We start from the raw sequence: 12943 nt of genomic DNA, 5'->3' as shown, positions 1-12943 counted from the left end.
AAAAGGAAAAGACAACATGATGAATCTTGAAGGTAAGATTGCGTTAGTAACAGGCGCAAGCCGTGGCATCGGCCGTGCGATTGCAGAGCTATTGGTTGAACGTGGCGCAACCGTAATTGGTACAGCGACATCTGAAAATGGTGCGGCTTCAATTAGTGAATATTTAGGTGAGAACGGTAAAGGCCTTGCTTTGAACGTCACCGATGTTGAGTCTGTTGAAGCGACTTTAAAAACGATCAATGATGAATTCGGCGCCATTGATGTTTTAGTTAATAACGCAGGCATCACTCGCGATAATTTGCTAATGCGCATGAAAGATGACGAGTGGAACGACATTATTAACACCAACCTTACTCCGATTTATCGCATGTCAAAAGCGGTACTTCGTGGCATGATGAAAAAACGTGCGGGCCGTATTATCAATGTTGGCTCTGTTGTGGGCACAATGGGTAACGCAGGTCAGGCGAACTATGCGGCAGCGAAAGCCGGCGTAATTGGCTTCACTAAATCGATGGCTCGTGAAGTTGCGTCGAGAGGTGTGACGGTAAACACGGTTGCGCCTGGTTTTATTGAAACTGACATGACGAAAGCACTCAATGATGAGCAACGAGCAGCGACACTGTCGAATGTACCAGCAGGCCGTCTTGGTGATCCACGCGAGATTGCATCTGCCGTTGCGTTTTTAGCATCACCTGAAGCAGCTTACATTACAGGTGAAACTTTGCATGTTAATGGCGGCATGTATATGGTTTAATGCACAGAACTGCACATTAGGTCGTTTTAATTTGTTGAAAATGACCTATAGTTGCAGTTTAATGTCGTTAATGTTTTATGTCTCTGCACAACAATTGTGCAGGAATTCAGTTAAAAATGTATTGAATTTCGGTTAATTTCACTAAAATTGTGGTTTGACCAGCAAGGACCCCCTTGCAACTTTCAATAGTTCGCATAAACTACGGAATCATCGCATTAGGCGAAATCTGTAAAGGAAAAGAAAATGAGCAACATCGAAGAACGCGTAAAAAAAATCATTGTTGAACAACTAGGTGTAGACGAAGCAGAAGTTAAAAACGAAGCTTCTTTTGTTGACGATCTAGGTGCTGACTCTCTAGATACAGTTGAACTAGTAATGGCTCTAGAAGAGGAATTCGACACTGAGATTCCTGATGAAGAAGCAGAGAAAATCACTACTGTTCAAGCTGCAATCGACTACGTAAACAGCGCTCAGTAATTATCTCTCCCAGGCGGTCACCTTGACCGCCTGTGTTTTCTCTAATATCTTCTATCCCTCATATAAACATTCAGTTCTCGGAGAATTATATCGTGTCCAAGCGTCGTGTAGTTGTCACTGGCATGGGTATGTTGTCGCCGGTTGGCAACACAGTAGCATCATCTTGGAAAGCCCTGCTAGAAGGTCAAAGTGGTATTGTTAATATCGAGCATTTCGATACAACAAATTTCTCGACCCGTTTCGCAGGTCTGGTAAAAGATTTTGATTGCACCGAGTATATGTCTAAAAAAGATGCACGAAAGATGGATCTTTTTATTCAATATGGTATTGCCGCAGGTATCCAAGCCCTAGATGATTCTGGTTTAGAAATTACTCAAGCGAATGCAGACCGAGTAGGTGTTGCTATCGGATCTGGTATCGGTGGTCTTGACCTGATTGAAACGGGGCATACTGCGCTCGTTGAAAAAGGTCCGCGCAAAGTCAGTCCATTTTTCGTTCCTTCGACAATTGTTAATATGGTCGCAGGTAACTTATCTATCATGCGTGGCCTACGTGGCCCTAATATTGCCATCTCTACTGCATGTACCACAGGCCTTCACAATATTGGCCATGCAGCTCGTATGATTGCTTACGGAGATGCAGAAGCTATGGTTGCTGGTGGTGCAGAAAAAGCATCGACTCCACTCGGTATGGCAGGCTTCGGTGCTGCAAAAGCACTGTCTACACGCAATGATGAGCCTCAAAAAGCTTCTCGTCCATGGGATAAAGGCCGTGACGGTTTTGTTCTTGGTGATGGCGCGGGTGTTATTGTATTAGAAGAATATGAACATGCGAAAGCTCGTGGCGCTAAGATATACGCAGAACTGGTTGGTTTCGGTATGTCGGGTGATGCTTACCATATGACTTCGCCAAGCGAGGATGGTTCTGGTGGTGCACTTGCAATGGAAGCAGCAATGCGTGATGCCAATATCACGGGTACTCAAGTTGGTTATGTGAATGCACACGGCACTTCGACACCTGCTGGTGATGTCGCCGAGGTGAAAGGCATTAAGCGAGCTCTGGGTGAAGAGGGATCTAAGCAAGTATTGGTATCATCAACCAAGTCTATGACAGGCCACTTACTTGGTGCTGCGGGTTCTGCGGAAGCGATCATCACCATCATGTCACTGGTTGATCAAATTGTTCCTCCAACAATCAACCTTGATGATCCAGAAGAGGGCTTAGATATTGATCTTGTTCCTCATACCGCTCGTGAAGTCGAGATGGAATACGCAATTTGTAACTCGTTTGGCTTTGGTGGCACGAACGGTTCGCTTGTATTCAAAAAGTTTGCTGAGTAAACACAACGACAAGCTTTTCTAAAAATGAGGCTTGTAATCTAACGGCTCGATGCTTAGCATTGGGCCGTTTTGTTTTATTTATTCATCAGACATTAGGTAGCTTGAATATGTTCTTGGTAAACGGAATGCCGCACAATCATGTACCCATCGGTGATCGAAGTTTTCAATATGGTGATGGTTGTTTTACCACCATATTGACCAAGCAAGGTAAATTGGTATTTTGGTCAGAACATATCGCGCGGCTTGAAGCGTGTCTGCATGCTCTACACATCCCAATTCCTGATTGGCAACAGGTTTTAGATTGGATCAATCAGCTGGTTTTGAGTGATGGCCTTGGTGGTATCAAAATCCATATCAGTCGCGGGGAAGGCGGGCGAGGGTATAGCCCTGCTGGACTTAATCACCCGATGGTGACCGTGACCAGCTTTAACTACCCCTCCCATTATTTACAGTGGCAAGAAAATGGTTTAGCACTGGGGATATGTCAAACACAGTTAGGCATCCAACCCATGCTTGCTGGACATAAACATAATAATCGTTTGGAGCAAGTGATGGCCAAAGCTGAACTCGAAGGCAGTGGACTTGCTGACGCAGTGATGCTCAATATCAACCATCATCTTATTGAGACAACAATGGCTAATCTTTTTTGGCTACGGGATAACCAAGTTTATACGCCGGATTTGAGTTTATCAGGTGTGGCTGGAGTGATGCGCAGAAAAGTGTTAACGAATCTACAAAGCCAAGGTTACACCACTCATATTGGTATGTTCACTTTAGATGACTTAGTGCAAGCGGAAGAAGTGTGGATCTGCAACGCGCTACTTGGTGTTGCTCCTATTACCCATTTATCCAACCCGGAATATAATCGGACGTTTTTGATTGGAAAGCTCACTCGACAACTTCAAAGGAATTTAAATACGTGATAAAAAAACTATTGGCTTTTATTGTACTTGTCGCGGCGCTTTTAGCTGCAGGTATTTTTTACGCTATCTCACAAACAAAGCAGTACGTAAATGAGCCGATTCTCATTGAGCAACCTCAGCTCTTTACGGTAGAAAATGGCACGAACTTTCACCGTCTGATGCGTCAGTTAGTGAAGGAGAAGATAATCGAATCATCAGACTATACGCGATTAATGCCGCATCTCTATCCACAACTATTAAATATAAGAGCAGGCACCTACCAACTTGAGCCTAATGTATCGTTGTACCAAGCTCTGCAGCTTTTCAATACAGGTAAAGAGCACCAGTTCTCGATAACCTTTGTTGAAGGGAGCCGTTACAGTGATTGGGTTAAGCAACTCAGAGCAGCACCAAGTATCCAGCACGATTTAGTGGGGTTGTCTGAAAAAGAAGTGGCAAAGAAACTCAATATCGAGCAAGACAAACTTGAAGGTCTTTTTTTGGCTGAAACTTATCACTTCACTTCTGGGACCACAGAAAGCCAGATACTTCGCCGAGCACACAGTAAATTAAACAGTGTCCTTGAACGCCATTGGGTATCACGCCAGCAGAAGTTACCTTTAAAAGATGCTTATGCTGCCTTGATCTTGGCATCAATCATCGAAAAAGAAACATCGATTGATAGTGAACGAGCACGAGTTTCATCGGTATTCATTAACCGCCTAAACAGAGGCATGCGTTTACAAACTGATCCGACGGTTATCTATGGAATGGGCGATGCTTATCAAGGCAATATTCGTAAAAAAGACTTACGTACGCCAACACCTTATAATACCTATACGATTAATGGGTTGCCTCCAACGCCAATTGCAATGGCAGGTGAAGCCTCTATTGCAGCAGCATTAAACCCAGACAGCAGTCGCTATTTGTATTTTGTTGCCAGTGGTAAAGGTGGACACGTCTTTTCGAAGTCCCTTGCTGAACATAACCGAGCTGTGCGAGCCTACTTAAAAGAGTTGAGAAAAAACAAATGAAGAAAGCAAACTTTATTGTCGTCGAAGGCCTAGAGGGTGCGGGCAAGAGTACCGCGATTAAAACAGTTTTAGAAACCCTGAACGCCGCCGGTATCCACGATGTCGTTAACACTCGTGAACCAGGAGGCACGCCATTGGCTGAAAAAATGCGTCAGTTGGTAAAAGAAGAGCATCAGGGCGAAGAACTGAAAGACATGACTGAACTTCTGCTGCTTTATGCCGCACGCGTTCAGTTAGTGGAAAATGTCATTAAGCCAGCACTGGCAAACGGACAGTGGGTTGTCGGTGACCGTCATGATCTTTCATCGCAAGCTTATCAAGGTGGTGGACGTCAAATGGATGCGGCTTTGATGAAAAACCTTCGTGATACAACGCTAGGTGACTTTAAACCGGCTTTGACTTTATACATGGATATTGATCCTAGTATTGGTCTAGAACGAGCTCGCGGAAGAGGCGAGCTGGATCGTATCGAAAAAATGGACATCAGCTTTTTTGAGCGTACCCGTGAACGTTATTTAGAATTAGCCCATACCGACGACGCTATTACAGTGATTAATGCCGAGCAGGGAATAGATGAAGTGGCTTACGATATCAAAGCCGCATTGACCGCTTGGCTAGAGCAATCATCAAAACCGGAGTGATTCATGTTAAATGATTACCCTTGGTTAGAACCTGTGTGGACAAACCTAAAAACGAGTTTAGAGCTTGATAGAATCTCGGGTGCTTTGCTGTTCCACACAAACAAAGGTTTAGGAACCGAAAAGTTGGTAGAAGCTTTGAGTCACGCTTTACTTTGTCAAAATGATAAGAGCGAAGCGTGCGGTTTCTGCCATAGCTGTCAATTGGTTCAGTCGCAAAGCCATCCTGATTTACACTGGGTCAAGCCAGAAAAAGAGGGTAAATCGATCACAGTTGATCAAATTCGCTTAGCAAACCGGCTAGCTCAAGAATCTGCTCAGCTTAATGGCTATCGAGTGTTTATTATTGCTCCTGCAGACGCCATGAATGAATCTGCTTCTAATGCCCTATTAAAAACTTTGGAAGAACCAGGAGAAAACTGCGTTTTTCTTTTGCTTACGGAGCATCAAGAGCACTTGTTGCCAACCATTAAAAGCCGTTGTCAAAAGTGGACAGTCACCACCCCTTCTACACAACAAGCAATAGATTGGTTGAATCAGCATACGCAAAATACGATTCCAGATTATGCACTTAAATTAAATATGGGCTCTCCGCTTGCGGCATTAGCAGCATTAGAAGAAGGTGAGTTAGAGGCTTACCTGAAATTTGAAAACTGCCTAATTGACGCTTTATTATCACCGAATGCAGACCTATTTCATTGTGCGTCTTTGTTTAGTCAATACTCAAACAAAGCACTCGATTGGGCGTGGCTGTTGCTCAGTGATGCGCAGAAAGTACATTTTGGTCTAACTGTTCCTGAGCAACTTCCCGGCGCGGTGCGCTTTACATCCGCTCATTATAATGGTTTACACCGTTCAGCCAACAAACTTTTAGAGCTGAAACAACAATTTCACCGCTTTTCAGGCTTAAACCTGGAGCTTTTATCAATCAATTGGTTAATTGAATCACGAGAGGAACTATGTTCGTAGATTCGCACTGTCATTTAGACAAATTAAATTACGACGATCTTCATACAAGTGTAGAAGACGTGATAAACAAGGCGCAGCAAGCTAACGTAAAAGAACTGCTTTCAGTCGGTGTGACAATGGATGCCTTTCCCAAAATGCTGGAAATGATCATGCCTTATGACAATGTACATGCTTCATGTGGTGTACATCCTCTTGATGTCGAAAGTGCATTTTCGCTTGAACAGCTACGTCAATATGCTTCACATGATAAGGTTGTGGCTATTGGGGAGACAGGTCTGGATTACCACTACAAGCCAGAAACAGCCGCCTTACAAAAAGAGCGATTTGAGCAGCAAGTTGAGCTGGCAGTTGAGTATAACAAGCCACTGATTATCCACACACGTAACGCCCGTCAGGATACCCTAGATATCCTGAAAAATGGCGGTGCGAACAAATGCGGTGGCGTCATTCACTGTTTCACGGAGGACCTTGCCTTCGCGCAAGCGGCCATGGATCTGGGCTTTTATATTTCTATATCGGGTATCGTTACTTTTCGTCAAGCAACAGAACTGAAAGAAGTGGTGAAAGCCTTACCTCTAGACAGGCTTCTGATTGAAACAGATTCTCCTTATCTGGCTCCTGTTCCTCATCGCGGAAAAGAGAATCAACCTGCTTACGTTGTTGAGGTTGCTGCATATATTGCTCAATTGAGAGGTTGTTCCCTGTCTGAAGTTGGGCAGAAAACAACGGAAAACTTCCGTGCTCTTTTTTTGCGCTAGAAAATTAATCCCAAACAACAATAGCGGACTTTGGTCTGCTATTGTTTACAAATGCAACACAAATAAGATATTTAACTCAAACTATTCTTTTTTTTAATAAAAGTGTATTTAAATTATTCAAATGTAATTTTGTTACCAAAAATAACAAGTGTGTTTATTATTTTTTACATGATATTGTGCTGAAAAATAAATATAAACTATTAAATACAGCCACTTGTGTTTATTCTTTTGGCTTTTAGATGAAGAATTTTGGGTGTGATCTGAAGCTTATTTTGAAACTAAATTTCATAACTTTGTAGAAAATATGAAGGACCTCAAGATATATTTAGAGGCGAAAAATATAATGCCTTATCTAATGGCATTTTATAGGGTACTGACATCAGGCGACGGGGGTGTGCCGTTAGTACTCTAAAGTACTTATCATTTATCAGGAGCATAACGTATGAAAAGTTTCTTTAGTAAACTTTCACAAGCTATTATGTTGCCAATTGCCTTGTTACCTGCTGCAGGTATCATGTTGGGTATTGGTGGTAGTTTTACAAACCAGGCAATGATCGAGGCCTACCAAATTGGTGCGTTAGAAGATGGAAGCATTTTGAATAGCTTCCTTCAGGTAATGACAGCTGCGGGTAGTATCGTTTTTGCTAACCTGCCTGTTATGTTTGCACTTGCAATCGCAGTTGGTTTTGCTCGTGCAGAAAAAGGCGCAGCGGCATTGGCTGCTTTGATTTCATACCTTGTAATGAACGTGGTAATTGCAAAGACATTGGTTGTGGCGAACATGATCAACGTTGATACCAATACTGTTGTTCTTATGGGCCAAGAGTATCCTGGTGTTCTTGCTGACATGCTAGGGATCACTAACACGCTTAGTATGGGTGTATTTGGTGGTTTGATTGCTGGTGCGGTAACCGTTGTACTGCATAACAAATACCATGATGTAAAACTGCCTGACTACCTAGGTTTCTTCGGTGGTGCTCGTTTTGTACCTATTGTCAGCGCTTTCTCAGCACTTTTCTACGGTATCGCACTTACCTTTATTTGGCCATTCTTCGGTGCAGCTTTTGGTGCGATCGGTACAGCGTTAGGTGAGCTAACCGCTTCTGGTCACGGTTACATTGCTTCGTTTATCTTTGGTGTTATTGAACGTGCACTGATTCCTGTTGGTTTACACCATGTTTTCTACCTACCTTTATGGCAGACAGAAATCGGTGGCACAGCAGAAATTGCAGGAGAAGTGATCAAAGGCACACAAAACATCTTCTTCCAATCTCTAGCAACAAGTGACTTCTCACAGTTTACTTCAACTAACTTTATGACGGGTAAATTCCCATTCATGATGTTTGGTTTGCCTGCAGCGGCTTACGCAATGTACACACTTGCAGATGAAGAAAACAAGAAAGCCGCTGGTGGTCTTCTATTCTCAGTCGCTTTAACAGCATTTTTGACTGGTATTACAGAGCCTATCGAATTTACTTTCTTGTTCTTGTCACCAATTTTGTACTACGCCATTTATGTTCCTCTTGCGGGCCTTTCTTTCATGTTGATGGATATCTTAAGCGTGAAAGTGGGTATGACATTCAGTGGTGGTTTCATTGACTTTACCTTGTTTGGTCTACTTCCAGGTGTGACTGGCGCAGAAAATAACTGGTACTACATTGTCCTAGTTGGTCTTGCTTATGCCGTTGTGTACTTCTTGATTTTCCGTTGGTTCATCGTTAAGTTCGACATCAAGACTCCAGGTCGCAAAGGCAGCGCTGTGGCTGTCGTTTCTAAGAAAGACTACCAAGCATCTAAAGGTGGTGCTGGTAACTCGGACAAAGCAAAAATGATGATTGATGCTTTGGGCGGTGCCGAAAATATCGTTGACGTTGATGCGTGTATCACACGTCTACGTATCTCGGTTAAAGACAATGACCAAGTAAAAGAGAATGACTACTGGACTCAAGAACTGGGTGCAAAAGGTCTAGTTAAAGTTGGTGACACGGGTATTCAGGCCATTTACGGTGCTGAAGCTGCGGGTTACAAAGCTCAAATTAACTCGTTACTTGGTAAATAATGAACGCAGCAAGAAAGTTTAAAAGAACAGGTGCATTCGTCATTGATGTGATGATCGCTAAGATGTTCACTCAAGTGGTGCTTTCATTGTTGGCGCTCATCACAAATCAGATATTTGATTCTGGTTCTGGCATCTCACAGCTTTCATTGAATGATGACATGGCTTTGCCAACGTTACTCATGCTAATGGTTGCAATTATGATGGTGTTTATTGGTATTTATGTTGGTTACTGCGCAATTTGTTATAAGCTGCTGGGTAAGTCTCTTGGGAAATACTTACTGCAAGTGGATCAGGTTGAAGCAGGTCAAACACCGGATATCAGTCGATACCTTCAACGTGAGAGAAAAAAGATTTTCTTGCTGTTATCAACATTAGGCTTTTACTACCTTTACGCAGGGGTTCAATATTACGTTCATGACGTTGAACCATTTGCATAAAGATACCCCCATATCAAGGCTAGTGTTATTGGTGGTGTGATTTAATCTTATCGCCTGCAGCAGGCTTTGAACTGAAAGCGATTAGAGTCCGAGTATTTAGGTACTCGGACTTTTTTTATTTTTAATTTCCTTTTTGTTAGTATATACCCAAGTGACTTCAAGATGCTTGATTCAGAGCGAAGTCACTGAGTCGAATTCAAGGAAGACAACGAAGCGGAATAGTATTCTATTTCCAAGTTGTCTGTGCAAGAAGTAGGATCGCTGAACACAGCACCTTGAGGTTACTTGTATATAAGCCAAACATCTTAAGGTCACTTGAGCATGTTAGAGAGTTTGGAAACTCCAAGGCTTGGCAAATACAAGGGTAAAAATGCCCTAGGCGGGTTTTGGTATTATTAAATTGAATGGAAAATATGAAAAAAATACTCATTTTGGCGGCAATGTTGCCAGGTTTATCTATGGCACAAGGCCAAATTGAAACATTGAATGTCGGGATGGCGATGGATCAAGGCTTGAGTGTGGTGGTTGAAGCCAATGACCAATACCGTGGCATTATTGGTAATGATGGCCTTGCGTTTGACTTCATTGTTCAGCGCGGTGCATTCGCTAACAAATTGCCGTTTGATTGGTATGTCGGTGCTGGTGTTTGGAATGAATGGGATGATGGGTTTGGCCTCAGAGTGCCGTTAGGGCTTGATTGGAATTTTGCCAAGCGTTGGAATATGTATGGACAACTTCACCCTGAACTTGATTTGAACGATGATTTAGATCTAAACATTGGGGCTGCGGTTGGTATTACCTACGGTTTTTAGCCCTTTGACGGCAAGCGTTTTTAAATCGACATCTTCAATAATACGTGAAAGATAGTTTACCTGTTCAATATCACACCCAAATGGCTTCAAGGTGCCTGACTCAGAGTGAGGTCATTTGGAGATACTTCTTTGCTTGTTATGAAGTAAGATGAAAACTTATGATTTAGTTTATTCATTATTGAAATTAATAATTATACCCAAATGACCTCGTTTTGTATTACTCAGCTTGAAGTGATTGAATATAATCAGTAAAACAATTCTCCATCAGTAAAATTCAAATAAAATCCCATGTCATCAGCAATGCTTGTCTATATAGTCTATCGATAGAATTTAAAATTACTGCTTTGGAAGGCATAAAATGGCATGTTCTAACATATCAATCGAAAGTCGCACTACTCCAGTTGCTGCGCATCATACTATAAAGGGTGAGCCACAAAACGAGCTCGAAATTAAAGATATTAAAAATATTAATTATGACACTAAAAAATATTTTTCTAGTGCTTTCAATATGTTTCAGGCCTTAGCAAAGAAGAAGGGTGAAAATCCTGATTCAGACAAGATAAAACTTAGCGATAATAAACCAAAATTCCAAGGCTCAGTTGACTTAATTGTTTCAAGTCGTGTAGCAAAGTATCCAAAAACGGACTCCAGTGCCTTAACACCTCCATCAGCGCCTGTAGCACCACCACCACCGCCGCCTGTAGCACCACCACCGCCTGTGGTTTCGACTAAGGAAGTATCAACGCCAAAAAGTAGCAGCTCTCCTTCAACTATAAGAAATGATTTATTAAATCAAATTCAAAAATTTGATCGTAATAACCTGAAAAATATAGACCCGTCATCTTCCATGGCAAGTAAGGAGTTTACACACACCTCCGGATCTTCAACACCGCCACCGCCGTCTATGGCAACGCCACCACCTCCGCCACCACCGAAGCCGTCTATGGTACAGGCTACGGAACTATCAAAGCCACAAAGTAGCAGTTCTCCTTCAACTACAAGAAATAATTTATTAAATCAAATTCAAAACTTTGCTCGTGAGAACCTGAGAAATATAGACCCGTCATCTCCCATGGCAAGTAATGAGTCTACATACACCTCAGATTTACTGTTTTCCGATACACTATTAGAAATCGCTCCAAAGATGGATGAGCAACAAAAGCGTCAGTTATGTAACAATTTAAGTAACTATATTGTTCAGGCAATGCCAGTGGATTGGACTCAAATTGTCACAAATGAGCTAGCCAATTATTCGGATATGAACGCAGTAGAAAACGCAGTGAAGAACATGCCTAAACCAATACAAAAATATTGGAATGAAGTGAAACGCTTCCCTGATCTTTGGAAAAAGCCCGATGCAGTATCTGACCAAGCTTTTAACGGAAGTAAAGGTAAGCGGGTGATTGCCGAAGGTATGCGTCGCCTAAACTCTGGAAAAAACCGGACATACTACTCAGATAAGACTAATGGAGCAACAGAAGCCAAGAAAGGCGAATACATTCTTGAATCTGCCTGTCGCTTCGCTAATGAAAGTGCTACGAATGAAGAGAAAAAAACGTACTTAGCTAACAATTATAAAAACTCAGCTTTCCAGGTCCTTACCGAAATGCCATTTATGGAGGTTTTTAAAGCTAAAATCGGCAATGATGCTATGCAGCAATTAACCCAAGACTTTATGGATAGAATGGATAGTATCGATCATTTAGAGAGTAACCTATCGAGCTTTTTGTCGGAAAACTTGACAAATGGATTTGCCTCTTATACATACCAAGGTCAGTCTCAGAAAATCGCTGCACTACTCCAACAAATTGCGAAGTTAGAAAACAGGCCATGACTCCAACCTGTTGATTAAGTGTAATATTCTCGTTCAATAAAGGTGCCGATAACCTTATCGTGCATTTCTTCTGATTTAGAGAAACCAATGGTTTTTCTGGCTAGACGCTTAATACGAGATCTGAGTGTAAGGTTGGTTCTTTCTATCCTTTGGGTGTATCGTTTTCCAATGATATGTTTCTCTTTCGGGAGACTCGATGAGTACACGCTATAGTCATCGGTGCAATAAAATGGGATTGTGAATTTTGATAATAGCCGTTGTAGCTCATTAAAGGTATCGGTATCTCTTTTCCCAAAAGCATGAGCAATCACACGTTTATATCGAGGTTCCCATGCGTACCAAAGTCAACGTTGATTTTTCTTCTTAGCAACAAATGACCATTGCTCGTCCACTTCGCATATCAATTCAATATTGGCGAAGTCAAAAGGTATCGTTGTGACTTGTTTTGGCGTGAGCTTTTTTTAAAGTGCGTAGTACGGTGTTATATCCCACCTTTAATACACGTGCGGTTTCTCTATCACCAGAGCTATTCATAGCCATATCTACGATTTGTTCTTTAACCCATGGCTTGTAGGCTTCGTAGGCATAATCGAGTTGGAATGAACGCTTGCAATCAAGGCAACGAAATCGCTGAAAGCCAGCAGCCCCTATACCATGTTTCCGTACAGGCTCGCTTTGATTACAAAAGCGACAGTTTACTTGAATGGTAGCCATCGAAATACCTCTAAAAAGTGAGGTCATATTCTATCACACAATCAACAGGTTGGAGTCATGACCAGAAAACAAACAGGCCTGAGTCCATTTTAGTGTAATATAGCAAGCTTACTCCTATAATCCCTACACAAGTTCCTTTACTTCGGAACTTGTGTGAACCATCAAGATTTTATTATGTGTGAGTGACAACAATATCGAACATCGCAATTTAAAGT

Annotated in this window: 12 protein-coding genes and 1 pseudogene; 12 read left to right on the top strand and 1 reads right to left on the bottom strand. The window is 42.1% G+C overall.

Annotated features, from left to right (window positions below; all coding sequences use genetic code 11):
* Positions 1–19 precede the first annotated feature (19 nt).
* From fabG to BS333_RS08820, 12 genes are all read left to right on the top strand, one after another.
* On the top strand, positions 20–754 hold the full coding sequence (gene fabG, locus BS333_RS08875; protein ID WP_033003071.1) for a 3-oxoacyl-ACP reductase FabG: 735 nt from the start codon (positions 20–22) through the stop codon (positions 752–754).
* Positions 755–997: 243 nt separating this feature from the next.
* Positions 998–1231: an acyl carrier protein gene (gene acpP, locus BS333_RS08870; RefSeq protein ID WP_004406112.1), complete on the top strand. Its 234-nt coding sequence runs from the start codon at positions 998–1000 to the stop codon at positions 1229–1231.
* Between the two features lie 92 nt (positions 1232–1323).
* Positions 1324–2571, top strand: coding sequence for a beta-ketoacyl-ACP synthase II (gene fabF, locus BS333_RS08865; RefSeq protein ID WP_021707864.1), 1248 nt, complete (start codon positions 1324–1326; stop codon positions 2569–2571).
* Positions 2572–2678: 107 nt separating this feature from the next.
* Complete coding sequence (pabC, locus tag BS333_RS08860; protein WP_021707863.1) at positions 2679–3494, top strand: aminodeoxychorismate lyase; 816 nt, start codon at positions 2679–2681, stop codon at positions 3492–3494.
* Positions 3491–4507: an endolytic transglycosylase MltG gene (mltG, locus tag BS333_RS08855; RefSeq protein WP_021707862.1), complete on the top strand. Its 1017-nt coding sequence runs from the start codon at positions 3491–3493 to the stop codon at positions 4505–4507. The genes pabC and mltG overlap by 4 nt, the downstream gene beginning before the upstream one ends.
* Positions 4504–5148 (top strand): dTMP kinase, encoded by a 645-nt coding sequence (gene tmk, locus BS333_RS08850; protein WP_021707861.1) that lies wholly within the window; start codon positions 4504–4506, stop codon positions 5146–5148. Before mltG ends, tmk begins: the two co-directional genes overlap by 4 nt.
* 3 nt (positions 5149–5151) lie before the next feature.
* Complete coding sequence (locus BS333_RS08845; RefSeq protein WP_021707860.1) at positions 5152–6114, top strand: DNA polymerase III subunit delta'; 963 nt, start codon at positions 5152–5154, stop codon at positions 6112–6114.
* The gene (locus tag BS333_RS08840; RefSeq protein WP_021707859.1) at positions 6105–6872 is read left to right on the top strand and encodes a TatD family hydrolase; all 768 of its coding nucleotides are present in this window, start codon (positions 6105–6107) and stop codon (positions 6870–6872) included. Before BS333_RS08845 ends, BS333_RS08840 begins: the two co-directional genes overlap by 10 nt.
* A 442-nt stretch (positions 6873–7314) precedes the next feature.
* A complete protein-coding gene (locus BS333_RS08835) occupies positions 7315–8931 on the top strand; it encodes a PTS transporter subunit EIIC (RefSeq protein WP_021707858.1) in 1617 nt (538 codons plus the stop codon).
* Positions 8931–9368 (top strand): RDD family protein, encoded by a 438-nt coding sequence (locus tag BS333_RS08830; RefSeq protein WP_021707857.1) that lies wholly within the window; start codon positions 8931–8933, stop codon positions 9366–9368. The genes BS333_RS08835 and BS333_RS08830 overlap by 1 nt, the downstream gene beginning before the upstream one ends.
* 413 nt (positions 9369–9781) lie before the next feature.
* Positions 9782–10180, top strand: a complete 399-nt coding sequence (locus BS333_RS08825; protein ID WP_033003060.1) for a hypothetical protein — start codon at positions 9782–9784, stop codon at positions 10178–10180.
* A gap of 358 nt (positions 10181–10538) precedes the next feature.
* Entirely contained in the window at positions 10539–12014 is a 1476-nt protein-coding gene (locus tag BS333_RS08820) for a hypothetical protein (RefSeq protein ID WP_021707855.1), read from the top strand.
* A gap of 14 nt (positions 12015–12028) precedes the next feature.
* Here the strand turns inward: BS333_RS08820 and BS333_RS08815 are convergent.
* Positions 12029–12728, bottom strand: a pseudogene (locus BS333_RS08815) (IS1 family transposase).
* Positions 12729–12943 lie beyond the last annotated feature (215 nt).

The sequence above is a fragment of the Vibrio azureus genome (genome assembly GCF_002849855.1).
Taxonomy (GTDB): domain Bacteria; phylum Pseudomonadota; class Gammaproteobacteria; order Enterobacterales; family Vibrionaceae; genus Vibrio; species Vibrio azureus.
This window is presented reverse-complemented; position numbering and strand designations above follow the sequence as displayed.